16 protein-coding genes and 1 pseudogene are annotated in these 14984 nt (G+C 69.1%); 6 read left to right on the top strand and 11 right to left on the bottom strand.

Translation table 11 applies throughout. The annotated features are described in order from the left end of the window. Positions 1-62 precede the first annotated feature (62 nt). Positions 63-215 carry a hypothetical protein gene (locus C1A33_RS34790; protein WP_165818333.1) on the bottom strand — a complete coding sequence of 51 codons (153 nt, stop codon included), beginning with the start codon at positions 213-215 and terminating at the stop codon, positions 63-65. 606 nt (positions 216-821) lie between these two features. On the opposite strand from C1A33_RS34790, the gene C1A33_RS35685 reads away from it, so the two are divergent. Together C1A33_RS35685 and ltrA are read left to right on the top strand one after the other, a co-directional pair. Beyond that, positions 822-1052, top strand: coding sequence for a hypothetical protein (locus C1A33_RS35685; protein WP_207770258.1), 231 nt, complete (start codon positions 822-824; stop codon positions 1050-1052). 3 nt (positions 1053-1055) lie between these two features. Further along, positions 1056-2198, top strand: a complete 1143-nt coding sequence (gene ltrA / locus C1A33_RS11195; protein ID WP_207770259.1) for a group II intron reverse transcriptase/maturase — start codon at positions 1056-1058, stop codon at positions 2196-2198. Between the two features lie 157 nt (positions 2199-2355). On the opposite strand, the gene C1A33_RS11200 is transcribed toward ltrA, so the two are convergent. Beyond that, the gene (locus tag C1A33_RS11200) at positions 2356-2622 is read right to left on the bottom strand and encodes a thioesterase II family protein (RefSeq protein ID WP_243407429.1); all 267 of its coding nucleotides are present in this window, start codon (positions 2620-2622) and stop codon (positions 2356-2358) included. An 89-nt stretch (positions 2623-2711) separates the two neighbouring features. Here C1A33_RS11200 and C1A33_RS11205 point away from each other — a divergent pair, with 89 nt between their 5' ends. Beyond that, the gene (locus C1A33_RS11205) at positions 2712-3200 is read left to right on the top strand and encodes an MFS transporter (protein ID WP_279354616.1); all 489 of its coding nucleotides are present in this window, start codon (positions 2712-2714) and stop codon (positions 3198-3200) included. Positions 3201-3250: 50 nt separating this feature from the next. On the opposite strand, the pseudogene C1A33_RS11210 reads toward C1A33_RS11205, so the two are convergent. The 3 genes and pseudogenes from C1A33_RS11210 to C1A33_RS37705 all read right to left on the bottom strand — a co-directional run. Then, positions 3251-3466, bottom strand: a pseudogene (locus tag C1A33_RS11210) (hypothetical protein); the annotation flags it as partial. Positions 3467-3560: 94 nt separating this feature from the next. Continuing rightward, on the bottom strand, positions 3561-4799 hold the full coding sequence (locus tag C1A33_RS11215; RefSeq protein WP_243407430.1) for a GGDEF domain-containing protein: 1239 nt from the start codon (positions 4797-4799) through the stop codon (positions 3561-3563). Between the two features lie 693 nt (positions 4800-5492). After that, positions 5493-5792, bottom strand: coding sequence for an aromatic-ring hydroxylase C-terminal domain-containing protein (locus C1A33_RS37705; RefSeq protein ID WP_341477215.1), 300 nt, complete (start codon positions 5790-5792; stop codon positions 5493-5495). A gap of 59 nt (positions 5793-5851) precedes the next feature. Here C1A33_RS37705 and C1A33_RS34795 point away from each other — a divergent pair, with 59 nt between their 5' ends. Then, positions 5852-6010 carry a hypothetical protein gene (locus tag C1A33_RS34795; protein WP_165818334.1) on the top strand — a complete coding sequence of 53 codons (159 nt, stop codon included), beginning with the start codon at positions 5852-5854 and terminating at the stop codon, positions 6008-6010. Positions 6011-6023: 13 nt separating this feature from the next. On the opposite strand, the gene C1A33_RS11225 is transcribed toward C1A33_RS34795, so the two are convergent. Next, a complete protein-coding gene (locus C1A33_RS11225) occupies positions 6024-7556 on the bottom strand; it encodes an MFS transporter (RefSeq protein ID WP_101831450.1) in 1533 nt (510 codons plus the stop codon). 150 nt (positions 7557-7706) lie between these two features. Here C1A33_RS11225 and C1A33_RS11230 point away from each other — a divergent pair, with 150 nt between their 5' ends. Next, positions 7707-8348 carry a TetR/AcrR family transcriptional regulator gene (locus C1A33_RS11230; RefSeq protein WP_101831451.1) on the top strand — a complete coding sequence of 214 codons (642 nt, stop codon included), beginning with the start codon at positions 7707-7709 and terminating at the stop codon, positions 8346-8348. Continuing rightward, the gene (locus tag C1A33_RS11235; protein ID WP_101831452.1) at positions 8345-10045 is read left to right on the top strand and encodes a DEAD/DEAH box helicase; all 1701 of its coding nucleotides are present in this window, start codon (positions 8345-8347) and stop codon (positions 10043-10045) included. The genes C1A33_RS11230 and C1A33_RS11235 overlap by 4 nt, the downstream gene beginning before the upstream one ends. A 309-nt stretch (positions 10046-10354) precedes the next feature. On the opposite strand, the gene C1A33_RS11240 is transcribed toward C1A33_RS11235, so the two are convergent. From C1A33_RS11240 to C1A33_RS11255, 5 genes are all read right to left on the bottom strand, one after another. Continuing rightward, positions 10355-10822, bottom strand: coding sequence for a hypothetical protein (locus C1A33_RS11240; protein WP_243407431.1), 468 nt, complete (start codon positions 10820-10822; stop codon positions 10355-10357). A gap of 130 nt (positions 10823-10952) precedes the next feature. Beyond that, positions 10953-11117 (bottom strand): hypothetical protein, encoded by a 165-nt coding sequence (locus C1A33_RS34800; RefSeq protein WP_165818335.1) that lies wholly within the window; start codon positions 11115-11117, stop codon positions 10953-10955. A gap of 347 nt (positions 11118-11464) precedes the next feature. Further along, positions 11465-11992: an MMPL family transporter gene (locus C1A33_RS11245; RefSeq protein WP_207770260.1), complete on the bottom strand. Its 528-nt coding sequence runs from the start codon at positions 11990-11992 to the stop codon at positions 11465-11467. Positions 11993-12183: 191 nt separating this feature from the next. Next, entirely contained in the window at positions 12184-13674 is a 1491-nt protein-coding gene (locus C1A33_RS11250) for a YhgE/Pip domain-containing protein (protein WP_101831453.1), read from the bottom strand. 59 nt (positions 13675-13733) lie between these two features. Next, positions 13734-14972: an MFS transporter gene (locus C1A33_RS11255; RefSeq protein ID WP_101831454.1), complete on the bottom strand. Its 1239-nt coding sequence runs from the start codon at positions 14970-14972 to the stop codon at positions 13734-13736. Positions 14973-14984: the final 12 nt, after the last annotated feature.

A 14984-nucleotide genomic window follows, 5' to 3' on the forward strand; every position in this document is an offset into this window, starting at 1 on the left:
CCGAATGGCCGGGAGCCGTGACGAATGCAGCCGGCTCGGTGTGCCTACAGGTCCCGCAGTCGTCAGCCTCGGACAGTCACAGGCCCGCGGCGGCCGGGTGGGATGAACTGGTAGCCGGCTCGGCGAAGCCTGTTGATCACGGTGGAGCGCAGGGTCGCGATGTTGGTCGGGATGTTGCCGGTGCGCAGGGTGGAGGCGTCTTCGCCGAATGACACATCGCGGACGTAGTGGACCTTGTTCGTGTGCCCAGGAGACGGGAGGTGACGCCGTGTAAGTGGCCGATCTGACTGTCGTAAGCCTGTCGTCGCTTGCCGGTGAGAGTCCGGTCCGGGTAGCTGCCAGGAGGCCCGGTAGCAGGCTGGCGGCTTCGTCTGGAAACGGGCGGGGTCGAAGCCCAGCGTCGAAAGCCCTGTTAGGGGGAGCGACAGTGCGGTCCGTAGCATCACGCGAAGCCTGCGGCGTCGTTATTCACCTCGTCCTTTGGGTGGGGCAAGGGAGTGCCGAGCCTCTCGAACTCGAGGTGAAGGCCATGGAAGCGGTGAAGACCCTGGAGTCGCAGCCGTGAGGAACTCCCCGGCGTAAGGGGCGCGGAACGTACTGATAGTGGCGGCGGGAACTGGGGAGGCCCTCTCCGGCCCGGCAGACTGCGGAAATCTGCTGGAAAGCCGTGCCTTATAACCGGTGATCCCGGGAAGTGGGTGGCGGGCCGGGCGGGCGTCGGAGGCGGCCATAGTACCGATCGAGCCGACCGGACAACACAACCGGCGGTGAGGGAAGGGCCGCTGCTTCGTCGATGCGTGGAGTTGGAAAGGAGGGGCCCGGTGAGTGCCATGGTTGCTAGTCCCGCCGCCGGTGGATCCGATGTGGATTCGGTCCGTGCCTTGCAGCACACGCTTTACCGGACGGCCAAGGCCGATCCCGGACGGAAGTTTCATGCGCTCTGGGACAAGGTTCACCGCGGGGACGTCCTGGAGCGTGCGTGGGTCAAGGTGCGTGCCAACAGGGGCGCTCCTGGCATCGACCACACCACGGTGGCCCAGGTTGAGGAGTAGGGGGTGACCCGGCTGCTGGGCGAGCTGGCCACCGAGCTGCGGGAAGGGGCGTACCGGCCGATGCCGCTGCGGCGGGTCTGGATCCCCAAACCTGGGGGGAAAGACGAAATGCGGCCGTTGTCGATTCCCGCTGTTCGAGACCGCATCGTGCAGACGGCGCTCAGGATCGTGCTCGAGCCGGTCTTCGAGGCCGACATGGCCGGGTGTTCGTTCGGGTTCCGCCCGCGACGCTCGGCCCACGACGCCCTGCAGGTACTCGTCGACGAGTGCTATCGGGGCAGGCGGTGGGTGGTGGAGACGGACATCGCCGACTGTTTCACGGCGATCCCGTTCGACGGTTTGATGCGGGCGATCGAGGAACGGGTCTGCGACCAGTCGCTGCTCAGGCTCTTGCGTGCGGTCCTGCGCGCCGGGGTGATGGGTGGCAGTGAGGTGAGGCGGCCGGTTAGCGGGACTCCACAAGGGGGTCCGCTGTCGCCGTTGCTCTGCAACGTTTACCTGCACCGGCTTGACCGGGAGTGGGATGAGGGTGACGGGGCGCTGGTGAGGTTTGCCGACGATCTGCTGGTGATGTGCTGGTCGCGAGATCAGGCGGAGCGGGCGTTGGAGCGCCTGATCCGCCTGCTCGCCGATCTGGGCCTTACGCCCAAAGCGGCAAAGACCCGTATCGTGCACCTCCAGCCTGATGGTGGGGGCTTTGATTTTCTCGGCTTTCATCATCGGCTGGTGCGGTCCCGGGGAGTTCTCGGGAAGCCGAAGGTGACGTTTCTCGCGCGCTGGCCTTCGGACAGGGCGATGCGGCACGCTCGGGACCGGATACGGGAGATAACCGCCCGGTCTCAGCAGCTGCTGTCGCCGGAGGTGATCGTGGAACAGCTCAACGTCTTTCTTCGGGGCTGGGCTGGGTACTTCCGCTTCGGGCACTCTGCCCGGCGCCTTGTCGCTATCTGGTGGTTTGCGCGGGGGCGGCTGGCCCGGTTCGTCCGGGCTCGCTACCGGCGCAGCATGGGGTTCGGCTGGTGGGTTCTCGTGAGCTCACGGCCGGTTGACCTCGGACTGGTCAGCCTGTCTGGGATAACTGTCTCGCCCAGGGCTGGGAAGCCCTGGTGGGAGAAACCGAATGCCGGCGGTGAACGACGTCGGTAAGCCGTGTGAGGGAGAACCTCATGCACGGATTGACGGGGGGCGGCTGGAGACGGAGCATGCCAGGGACGGCCGGGATGAAAAACGTGCGGGAAACCGCGCGGACAAAGGTACCGGACCATGTGCCTAAAGCGAGATGCCACCGCGCCAGTCGCCCACCCTACTCGGTGACCTCCGTCGGCAACGCCCCAAACTCCCGCACCTGGCGCAGGAACTCCTCGTCCGACAGCTGGTCGACGGCTACCTCACCACCGCGGTGCGCGGCCGTGGACCAGCCCGAGACGGCGAGCAGACGCGGGGCGGGGCCGCCCTCGCGCTCCACCGCCACCGTGAGCCGGTAGGCGAGCAGAGCACCCATACTGTGCCCGAAGAAAGCGAACGGCCGGCCGTCCAGCTCATCCTCGACGGCGTCGTAGAGGGCCTCCACCAACGGCTCCCAGGCCGTGTACGGGGCCTCGGCCCGCCGGTTCTGCCGGCCCGGTAGTTGGCTACGGCCTGGCCTATGCGTCCGGGCTCATCATGGCCGGGCGGCTCGGCGACATCTTCGGCCGCAGACGGCTGTACGCCATCGGGCTGTTGCTGTTCACGGTGTCGTCGCTCCTGTGCGGGCTCGCCCCGGATCCCGTCGTGCTGATGCTCGCCCGGGTAGTGCAGGGCGTGGCCGCCGCCGTGCTGTCACCGCAGGTGCTGACCATCCTGGGTACCGCGTACACCGGGCTCGCCCGGCAGCGCGCCTTCACCGCGTACGGACTCGTGCTCGCGTCGGCGTCGGTGGGGGGCCAGCTGATCGGCGGGCTGCTGATCAAGGCCGATGTGGCCGGCCTGGGCTGGCGCAGCTGCTTCCTGATCAACGTGCCGATCGGCGTGCTGGCGCTGCTGCTGACCCCCCGGGTGGTGCCGGAGTCCCGAGCCGACGGCAGCGGCAGGCTCGACATTGTGGGCACGGTGCTGGTGACGCTCGGCCTGGCGGCCGTCGTGCTCCCACTCGTCGAGGGACGTGAGTAAGGGTTCTCAAAAGGCATGACAGTTTCCCAAAATGGATTTCGTCGATCTATGTCCTGGCTGAACTCCGCGAGCGTCCACCCGTTCTTCCGTTCCGTCCGAGACAACAACCCTGCCACATATGCCTGCGCCTGCGCACGAGGCTGCTCGGACCGGAAACAGCCCTTCAAGCGGGCGAACAGCTCTTCCAGCTCCGCATCCCACACCGCGACGTCCGTCTCGGATACGCTGCCCGGCGCGGCCGCCGTCGCATCCTCATGTGTATTCACAAGCCATGAAGATCACGCGGTGGCCGCCCCATGCCACCCGGCGCGCCGCACCCCCGAACAAGGACCACATGGCAGCCGCTGGGACTGTGTAGTACTAGAGCGTGGCGCCGTCGAAGAGCTGGTGGCGGTCTCGGCCCTGCCGTTTGGCTGTGTACATGGCGACGTCCGCGGCGCGTACGAGTTCGTCGGGAGTGGAGGTCGTGGGACCGGACAAGGCGATGCCGATACTTGCGGTCACAGTCCTCGCCGGTGTCTCGTGGGAGCTGAATGTCGAGACAGCCACGAGAATTCGTTTGGCGACCGCCTCGATCTCGTCTGTGGAGGTGATGTTCTGGCAGAGGACGGCGAACTCGTCACCGGCGAGCCTGGCGACGAAGTCGCCGGGACGGACGGCCCGGCGGATCCGATTCGCGACGGCGCACAGCAGATCATCCCCGGCCTGATGACCTAGCGAGTCGTTCACGGCCTTGAATCCGTCGAGGTCGACGAAGAGGAAACCGAGGCGCCGTGCGTGTTCCTGGGCTTCGACGATGACCTGTCCGAGGTGATCGAACAGTGCGGCCCTGTTCGGTAGTCCGGTCAGTGTGTCGTGCAGAGACTGATAGCGGGCCTCGGCGGTGTTGTGGGCCATCGACGCGGCGCTGGAGATCTGGGTGGCGGCCAACGTGAGGAAGGTGCGGTAGTCACCGTCCAGAGGAAGACGATCACTGATACCGGCCACGAGGAGTCCGATGGGAGGATCGTCCCCTCCTGCTGTGAGGGGGACGACGAGCGCGCGGTCAGCGGACGGGACGTCGGTGATGGGCTGGAGCTCGAGCCGGTCGAGGAGCCGTCTGGAGATCAGCATCCGGCCGGAGACCAGCGAGTCCCCGAACTCGGGCAGAAGGCCGTCGGGGTCGAGCGTGCCCGGGCGGGAGAACACGTCCGGCACCGCGGCCAGGCCGGCCGTCGCCACAGGCCGCAGCACCAGCCGAGGGGTGCGGGGATCCCGTAGGAGGATCACACAGTACGGGACGTCCGCCGAGGTATGGCTCAGCGCGCCGACCGCGTCCGTGAACACTTCCCCGGAGGTCTGTGCGTGGACGGTGACACCCGCGATCTCGCGCAGGCAGGAGAGTCGCCGCAGCCCCACGACGTGCCCTGTCGTTTCGTGTGCCGCCAAGAACACCCCCAGTACTTCGGCGGTCGGGATTCGCCGAATGGGGCTGAAGGAGAAGGTGAAGTGACTCTCCTGCAGGTACCCGTGTCGGTCGAGCAGGACCGGCAGATCCTGCGACCAGGTGGCCCCGCCGCCGGACATCACCTGGCCGAGTAGCGGCCCGACGACTGGCATTACCTCCGCAAAGACCTCATGATAGGGACGACCAATACACTCTGGGTATTTTTCCCCCATATACGGAGCTATTCCATCATTCTGAATAATGATGAGATCTGGCCCCCATAGGACCTGCATCGGAAAACGGGACTCCAGGCAGATACTCACTGCCATACGCAGCTCGGTGCACCAGCCGCGCAGCGGTCCGAGCGGCGTGGCGGACCAGTCCATGGCCGACATCAGTTGGCCCACCTCGCCGCCAGAGGCGAAAACCTGAGCCATCCCACGCGCACCACGCCCGGGGTCTGCCTCGTCCCGCCAGGCATCGCGAGGATCCGGGAAGACTCCGGCGCCGCCCTGCGGGTCCTTTCTGCCCATTTCGCACTTCGTTCATCGGCCCGCCGGACCGGCGGGCACTGTCGGATATACACAGTTCCGCATATTGCCACCAGTACTGCCGTTCCCTACTAAGCTGCCGATGAAACGGCCACCGGGCCGAGCCCACCATCGATGGGATCACCGGCGCCTTCGGTATCCCTTGCCCGACGATGTACCGCCACCTGGCCGCCCACATGGACGGCCGCGACCGCATCCTGGTCGTCTACCGCACGCCCGCCTCGGCAGGCTCTGTTGCACAGGGGCCTGGTCGTTCCCCGGCCACGTCGCCGACGTCTGCGGAAAGTCCGTCGTCTGGATGTTGGTGGGCCGGAGTCACCGTCCGGCGCTGGTGATCAGGGCGGTCTGGAGGTCCGTCACCGGATCGGTGGAGGAGGTCCGGCTGCGCCACGCGACATGCCCGTCGGGGCGGACGAGGACCGCCCCATCGGGCGCGACGCCATACAGGCTCGGCCAGTTCGGTTCGGTGATCGCATGGCTGTCGACCGGTGCCCCGGTGGCGTGATCGGCAGCTCCACCTTGCGTAGGTCCGGTTCGACGCCGCAGACGCGCAGGATCTCCATCGCCCGTGAGTGCACGCCACGGGCACGGGGCAGCGGTGACGCGTCGACGCAGCCTGGCGGCGAAACCAGCGGGACGACAAGCGGCGTTTCATCCAGGAGGCGGAGACGTGGGTGTCGCTCGGCGTGCATCCGCACCTGTGCGCCTGCCACTACCGGCAGGCGGACGCGGCCTGGCCGCGCATCGCCGGCGCGGACCGGCTCGCCGGCCCGGCGGCCGGCCCGGATGCCACGCCCGCCGCGCCGGCGGCCGCGGACACCGAGCCGGCCTAAGTCGGCGGCGTCCTCACACCCGGGCCGCAGCCTCCGGATCGCCGACGTCGGCGGCGCCCGCTGCGACCGGCGGGAGGTCCGGTCGAGCCGCCGCCGTGGGTCGAGAGTCCAGGCCGAACGAGGCGACGGCCGCCGCGACGAGCGCCCCGGCCGACACGTACCAGGCGTGCTGGAAGACCGCCTCGCTCGCCGCGCCGGAGGCGCGGCCCAGGATCGCCACCAGGAGGCTGATCCCGATGACCGAGCCGAGCTGGGTGGCCATCGTCACGATCGCGCTGCCGGTCGCGGAGTCCTCCGGCGGCAGGCCGACCGTCGCCCGGGTGATCGCGGTCGGCACCGCCAGGCCGTAACCCAGGCCGAGGACCACCCAGGTCGGCAGGAACGCGGCCAGAAACCGCGGCTCGTCGGTGACCAGGCCGGTCAGCATGAACGTACCGATGACGGCCAGCAGCGCGCCCGCGACCGCGATCCGTCCCGCCCGCAGCCGGGTACGCGCCTGGAGGGTTTCCGCGACCGCCGAGCCGACGGCGAACATCACCGGGCCAGGCGTGGAGGCCAGCCCGGTGCGGATCACCGAGTAGTGCCAGTGACCCTGGAGCCACAGGATCGTCGAGAGCAGCTCAATCCCGAAGGCCACGAAGGCGACGGTGGCCACCAGGTTGGCAGTGGTGAACACCCGGTTGCGGAACAGGGAGAGGGTGACGACCGGCGCCGGGTGGCGGGCGGAGCTGGCCAGGAACAACGCCAGCGCGACCGCCACGAGGACGAACGCGACGATCACCCGGCCGCTCGACCAGCCCCAGTCCGGCGCCTTGACCAGCCCCAGGGCCAGTGCGCCGATCGCGACGATGAGTAGCCCGCCGCCGCGCAGGTCGGGCAGGTGGTCGCCGGCGTCCCGGCTGCTGGGCAGGTAGCGGACGCCCAGCGCGATCGCGGCCGCCGCGACCGGGATGTTCACCAGGAACAGCCACCGCCAGGACGCCTCCACGAGCAGGCCGCCCAGCACCGGGCCGGAGGCGGCCGACAGCGCGCCGGTGGTGAACCAGATCTTCACGTACTTGCCGATCTTCGCCGCCGGCGCGGTCAGCAGCACCAGGCCGAGGCTGGCCGGGGTGAGCAGGGCCGCGCCGACGGCCTGCAGGACCCGGAACCCGACCAGCGCCCAGATGTCGCCGGACAGGCCTGCGCCGATGCTGGCGACGGCGAACACGGTCAGGCCGAGCAGGAAGCCACCCTTGCGGCCGAACCGGTCCACCAGGCGGCCGGCCGGCACCAGCAGCGCCGCGTAGACGATCGCGTAGCCGTTGAGCACCCAGCTCAGGTCGGCGAGGGAACCGGCGTGGGTGCCGCGCCCGATGGCGGGCAGGCCCACGTTGGTGACCCACACGTCGAGCTGGGCCAGGAAACTCGCGATCGACAGGATCGCCAGCAGCAGGGCCGGGGAGACGGGCCGGGCTTCGGCGCCCACACGGCGCTGGCTCGGGATGGACGGGACGGCGCCGGGGCTGGGACCGGCCCGGTCGGGCTGGGCGTCCTGCTGAGTCATGAGGTGGCTCGCATCTCGCGGTCGGGGGCCCGGCGTGTGCGCGCGGCGCCCGGTCGGCATGGAGGCCCAACGATCTGGACTGTTCAGTAAAGAACCCTGACGGTTCTGGACTATTCCGCCAACAACCAGATCCGTGGATACCATCGCCCGATGGGGCGCCCACCTGGCTTTGACCGGCGGGAGGTGCTGGCGGCCGTCGAGCGTGAGTTCCGCAAGAGCGGCTACGACGGGACGACTCTCGATGACATCTCGGCCGCGACGGGGCTCGGCCGCGGCAGCCTCTACGCCGCCTTCGGCGACAAGCACGCGCTGTTCCTGGCCGCGTTGGGGGACTACTGCGACCAGGACGAGGCGTCTGACGCGGCCGCGTTGGAAGGCCCGGACGAGACCGCGATGGAGCGCCTGCGGGCCTACCTCATCGACTCGGTCGACCGGCAGCTGAACGACCCCGAGCAGCTGGCCTGCATGGCCAGCCGCTTCACCGTCGAGCTGGCCGGGCGCGACCAGGAGGCCACGGCCCGGCTACGCCACGGCTTCGACGCACAGCGGGCGGCCCTGGCCGGCTGCCTGCGGGCCGCGCAGCGCAACGGCGACCTCGATCCAGCAGCCGAGCCGGTCACGCTGGCGACGTTGCTGGTCGTCGGCTTCCGGGGCATCAGCTCCCTGATCGGGATCGGGCTGGACCGGGCAGAACTCGTCGCTGTCATCGACGCGATCCTGGCCGGCCTGCCCCGGCCACCTGGGCCCCGGGTTCACCAGGCTGCCACACAGGAGCCGTATTCTCAGGTGTGACCGAGTCCGAAGATCAGCCGACGTTCCATGACCTCGGGCTTGGTACCCCGGTCCTGCGAGCCCTCACCGAACTCGGCTACGAGGTGCCGTCGCCGATCCAGGTCGGCACGATCCCCGCCCTGCTCGAGGGCCGCGACGTCGTCGGCCTCGCCCAGACCGGGACCGGCAAGACCGCCGCGTTCGCTCTCCCGATCCTGTCCAGGATCGACGCGCACAGCGCCGCCACCCAGGCGCTTGTGCTCGCCCCAACCCGGGAACTGGTCCTGCAGGTCGCCGAGGCGTTCGGCCGGTACGCCCACCACCTCACCGGCCTGCGTGTGCTGCCCGTCTACGGAGGGCAGGCCTACGCTCCCCAGCTGGCCGGGTTCCGCCGCGGCGCGCAGGTCGTCGTCGGCACTCCCGGGCGGGTTATCGACCACCTGGAACGCGGGACGCTCGACCTGGGCAGCCTGCGCACGCTGGTCCTCGATGAGGCCGACGAGATGCTCCGGATGGGCTTCCAGGAGGAGGTCGACCGGATCCTCGCCGACACCCCCGACGCCAAGCAGGTCGCGCTGTTCTCCGCGACGATGCCCGCGCCGATCCGCCGCATCTCCCGGCAGTACCTGCGCGACCCGGTCGAGATCACCGTCAGGGCGCGGACCGTCACCGCCGCGAACACCCGGCAGCGGTTCCTGACCGTCGCCGGGCCGCGCAAGATGGACGCGCTCACGCGGTTCCTCGAAGTCGAGCCGTTCGAAGCAATGATCATTTTCGTGCGGACGAAGTCGGCGACCGAGGACGTCGCCGAGCGGCTGCGCAGCCGCGGGTTCGCCACCGAGGCGATCAACGGCGACCTCAGCCAGCCGCAGCGCGAGAAGCTCATCGCCCAGCTCCGCGACGGCTCTCTCGACCTGCTCGTCGCCACGGACGTCGCCGCCCGCGGCCTCGACGTCGAACGGGTCACCCACGTCGTCAACTACGACATCCCCACCGACCCGGAGTCGTATGTCCATCGCATCGGCCGTACCGGCCGCGCCGGGCGCAGCGGTGAGGCGCTGCTGCTCGTCACCCCCAGGGAAAAGGGCCTGCTCGCCGCGATCGAGAAGGCGACCCGCCAGCCGCTCGCCGAGATGGAACTCCCCACCGCGGCGGATGTGAACGCCCGGCGGGTCGCGAAGTTCCACGGCGCGATCACCGCCGCGCTCGACGCGCCGGCCCACGCCGTGTTCAGGGACCTGATCCTTGGCTACACCCACGAGCACGACGTACCGCTCGCCGACATCGCCGCAGCGCTGGCCGTGATGACCCGCCAGGAACCGGGGGAGTTCCTCCTCCCGCCGGACACCGCCCCGCCTGCCCGCGAGAGGCCCGCCCGCGGCGCGGGCGGACCGCGGCCGGTCTATGCCACCTACCGGATCGGGGTCGGGCATCGCCAGCGGGTCACCCCGGGCCAGATCGTCGGGGCGCTCGCCAACGAGGGCGGCCTGGACCGGTCGGACTTCGGCCGGATCGACATCCGGGCCGAGCACAGCCTCGTCGAACTTCCCGCCGACCTGACCAGGGACACCCAGCGGGCGTTGACCCGCACCCGCATCGCTGGCCAGCCCCTCAACCTGCGCCCCGAACGGCCGAGCCGGGAGTCCGGCGCGCGGCCCGGCGCCAGCCGCCGAGGAAAACCCGCCCCCTCCGCCCGCAGGACGCGCCGCCTCGCCTAATCACGCCGTCGACAGGCGCGGGACACATCAGGAGCCTCACAGGGTTCCGCAACATCGCCGTGCACACGCACTTCGACCGCCCACGCACCCCGACGAAGGTCTGCAGGCGGCCGCCACACTCCACCAGACCCATCCCCGGGCTGGGCATCCTGCTGCTGTCCCAGTGGGTCCACGCTGGGTGCGCCCTCGACCTGTTCCGCGCCGGTGGCGCCGGTCTGGGATACCTCGGCCCGCCGTCGCCCGGCGCGGTGTCTGGTGGGAGGGGCCGACGGCAGGGGTATCAGGTGTGTCACCTCCGGACGATGATCCTCAACAGGAGATATACCCGCCGTCGGGATCCGCGGACACGGTCAGGCTGAAGTCGATGGGATCTGGTCCGAGCACATCGTCCGGCCCGCTGTCGATGTCGCCTGGAAACGACACCCTTAGAAAAGAAGTGACACCTTCGACGGATTTGGAAAAGCACAGAAGCGCCCTGTGGATTGGCTGATCAGGATTAATCTCGGCGAAGTGCTCCAGCTTCCAATCTGCTGCCGGCGCGGCCCGGCGGTAGAAATTCGCCACATCCTTGACCGTGTTGTCACCGGGACGGTAGGTCCGACCTGCGTATGGGAAGCCTGTGCTGTCCGTGCAACCAAAATAGGCGCCGTCGTCCTCCAGGGGAACGTCCGAAGGGCGCAATTCGAGTATGGGAAGGTTGTTCAGGGTTTTAGCAAAGCGTCGGTCTCTGGCGGTGCAATCCCCGTCTCGATCAGAGAGGACGGAGCAGCCGGCCACCAGGAGCGCACTCGCTGGCGCGCAGAAGAAAAGTATGATCAGCCCTGTGCGTCTACGGCCTCTGCGCGTCACGGAAAGAAGCATAGCCGGCATTTGACGGACGTGGCGCTGGCAGAGGTTCAGCGGCCGGTCAGATGTTCCATGAGGTCGTCGACTCCCTCGAGGCCGGCAGTGACCACGGTGCCACCGTCGACGACTCCGCGTCCTGGATCAAGGGGTTATCCGCCAGCGGCGCGACGGTGTCGAGGTAGCGGCCGGTGTCGAGGACCTCGCCGCGCAGCCAGCGGGCGCTCACGGACACGACGCAGAGAACGCAGCTGACGACGCAGAGCGCGATCGCGGCAATCTGCCGGCGGCGCCGCAGATACGGTCCCGTGCCCTTTGGCGTCCTCGACGTCCTCGACGTACGCAGTGGTGCGACGCCTGCAGGTGGTGCATCTTCCTGAGCCGCGCCGCCGGTGACCTCCGGCCCGGCCGATGCTGATCCGGAGTGTGCGTACCCGTTGTTCACCAGCCTGGCCCTTCTTTCTGAACGGTGTTCACGAGGTCCGTGGCGCGACGGCGAGGACCGATGTGAACGTGGCAGATTGAACGGGCACATCGCGCCAGGCCCGCGGATCGGTGTCGACTCTGGTCGGCTCGTCAGTCCACAAAGGTCGCGGGGCGTTCGATGGATACCGTGGGCAACTTTCGGGCGAGCGGTACGGGCAGCCACCATGACCACTTACCGAGCATCTGCAGGACGGCTGGGACAATGAGGCAACGAATGACCGCGGCATCCAGCAGGATCGCGACGGCCAGGCCGAGTTCGAACTGCTGAAGCATCCGGTCGGAGCTCAGCACGAAAGCGGCGAAGACCACGATCATGATGGCCGCGGCCGCGATGATTACGTTGCCGGTGGAGGCCAGCCCTTCGCGCATCGAAAGTGAGTGGTCCTTCGTCCGGATCCATTCCTCAGGGATGCGAGAGATCAGGAAGACCTCGTAGTCCATGGACAGCCCGAACACGATCGCGAAGATCAGTGCCGGGATGAACGCTTCGATCGGCCCTGGCTGCGCGCCGAACCACCCGTGCTGGAACACCAGCGTGATCACGCCGAGCGCGGCGGAGATCGACAGCAGGTTCAGGATGGCCGCCTTGACGGGGATCCAGATGGAGCGGAAGACCAAGGCAGACTAACCACGCGCGCCACGAGTCACCCCGTCGCCACGGGCCCCACCATGGCCGTCGGCTACTGACAGCGACATCGCTCGGCTTGGCTCATGGGGGACGAGAGCTGCGCGCTGCGGGTGCGCTGCGAGCGCATGCCCTCCTCTCGCCGACCTTTCTCGGCTCTGTGGGTGTCGCGGCCGAGGTCGTTCTACGGGTCGAGTCCTGGACCATCTGCCGTGAGATTGTCAGGAGGCGGTAGAGCGGGTGGGTCGGCCGGTGGCGGTGGCGGTGGCGCCGGCGGAAGGCGGCGGGGAACGACGTCGGCGGCGGCCTTGGCTGCGGCGCGGTCGGCTTCGTCCCGTTCGTGGGGCTGGTAGTTCTCGACGGCGCGGCCGACGTAGGCCAGCAGGTCCGGGGTCATCCGGTGCATCGCGCGGTGGTCGTACCAGCGGACGATCAGGGTGCCCGCGAGGAGCCAGCAGGCCAGGCCGATCGCGGCCGCCACGACGCCACGGGTCAGGCCCGCGTCGGCCTGCGCGTCGAAGTACAGGATGGCCCGGTCCCCGGTGAGGATCTGCCGCAGCGGCTCAGCCTCGCTGAGCAGCCGGAAGAACGGGGGTAGTGCCTCGATGGGCACGGTCCCGCCGGCTGAGGCGAGGCCGGCGTAGACGAAGAGCAGGAGGGCGGCCAGCTGCCCCGGGGTGCCGAGCGCCGCGAAGAGCACGATCGTCCCGGCCGCGACGCTGGCCGCGCACAGCCACGTGTACAGCCACAGCAGCAGCGGGTGGGGAGCGTCCATGCTCAGGCCGCCGGCTGCCACCGCGATCATGAAGCCGGTGACGACCGCGGTCAGGACCGCCACCATCGCCCATTTGATCAGGAGGGTCCGCCAGCGGCTGATCGCTTTCGGCTGGAGCTGGGTCCACCGGGGGCCGACCTCGGACGCGCCGTAGCCAAGTGCCGCGTCCACCGTGCCGTGCAGGATTGTTCCGGTCAGGAACCCGCACATGAGGGTCAGCAGCGCCAGGTAGAAGGCGCTCAGGCCCAGCGCGCTGTCGTCGGGCGGGGGGTGGAACTGGCTGGTCGTGACCGTCACAGGGTTGGCCAGGAACGCCGTCGTCGCGACGTCCTGGGTCCCCGCGCCGGCGGCCGCCGTCAGCTGGGCGCTGACCGCCCGCGAGGCGCGGGCGACCGCGGGTTGCAGGATGCCGGTGGCCAGGCTCACCGCCAGCGTGCCGGCACGCGGGTTGGTCAGCAGCTGGAGTGACCCGTCGCCGGTCGTCCCGGTCGTCGGCAGGCCGGCCTTCGCCAGGAGTGAGGCGGTGAAGTCGGGCGGAATCACGATGGTCGCGTACGCGTGCCCGCGGCTCATGGCTCGTTCGGCCTCGGGCAGGGTCACAAGCTCCAGGCGCAGCCGGTGGGACACCGCGGGGCTGGTCCGCAGGCCGTCCTCGATCAGTTTGCCGAGGTCGACGTGTTCTGTTCCCAGGGTGGCCCTGCGGTCGCCGTTGACCACCTCGACCGGCAGGCCGCGCACATGAACCTGCGGATCTACTGCCGACCCGAGGTACAGCGCGGTCATCGCGGCGACGACGACCGAGGCCAGGACCAGCGGTAGCACCCACACGGCCCGTTGCCGCAGCAGGTGGCGCGCACGGACCGGGAACTCGTCCCGCGGTTTCTCGTTCTCCGGGCTCATCAGACCTGCTCGTTTCACTTGGGCCCTGTGGGCCGCATGGTTCGTGTGCCCCGGACCGTTCAGGCAGGAATCAGAACGGGCGTTGTCTTCGCCCGGGCGATGGTCGCGGCGTACAGGAGCAGACCGGCGGTGGTAAGCACGACGCCAGCCCAGACGGTGGACAGGGTTCCCCAGCCGGCGTCGAGCGCGACGGCGCCGCCGATCGCGCCGAGGGAGTTGGCCAGGTTGAGTGCGGCCAGGTTGAGCGCCCCCATCAGGGTCGGGGCGTCCGGCGCGAAGCCGGTCAGCCGGACCTGGATGGTGGGAATCGCGGCCATCATGGTCGCGCCGACGCCGAACAGGCAGGGCAGCAGGACCACCAGGCTGTCGCCGGCCACTCCGATCGGCACGAGGAACGCCAGGACGCCGCCGTAGCCCCAGAGCAACCCGCGGTTCTCGTAGCGGTCGGCGAGATGGCCGCCGAAGTAGTTGCCCGCCGCCATGCCGAGGCCGAAGACGGCGAGCGCGATCGGGATGAGCGAGGCGTCGCGCCGTGCCGCGTCGGTGATGAACGGGCCGATGAAGGTGTAGACGGCGAAGATGCTGGAGATTCCGAGCGCCGCGGCGGTGACCATCAGCCAGACGTTGACACGGCGCAGGGCGCTCAGCTCGTTCGTGATGGAGCCGCCGCTCAGGTCGGCGGTGTGGGGCAGCCAGGCGACCAGGGCGGCGCCGGCGAGCAGCCCGACGCCGACCACGGTCCAGTACATGACCCGCCAGCCCGCGTGCTGGCCGACGAAGGTGGCCAGCGGTGAGCCGGCGATGGTGGCGATGGTGAGCCCCCCCATCACGGTGGCGAACGCCCTGCCGCCTTTGCCCGGGCCGTAGACGTACGCGGCGACGACGGCGCCGGCGCCGAAGAACCCGCCCTGCACGCTGCCGGCGACGAACCGGAAGAGGACGAGCAGCGTGATGTTCGGTGCCAGCGCGGACAGCCCGTTGCCGACCAGAAACAGCACGATCAGGCCGAGCAGTAGCGTGCGCCGGTTGACCCGGGCGGCAAGCAGGATGATCGCCGGGGAGCCGATCACCACTCCGAAGGCGTATGCGGTGATCGCATGGGTCGCGACGGGGATCGACACGGCCAGATCGAACGCGAACAGCTGGATGACACCGTTGCTACCAAACTCGCCGGTGCCGATCGCGAAGGTGCCGAGTGCCAGTGCGAACAACGTCATCCTGGGACTGCGGGCGGGTGAGCCGGCGTAGGCGTGTCGTTTCTCCTCGGCGCACTGGCCTTCATATGCACTCTGATGCATCGTCCATCCTTG

Source organism: Frankia canadensis (genome assembly GCF_900197875.1).
Classification (GTDB): Bacteria; Actinomycetota; Actinomycetes; order Frankiales; family Frankiaceae; genus Frankia; species Frankia canadensis.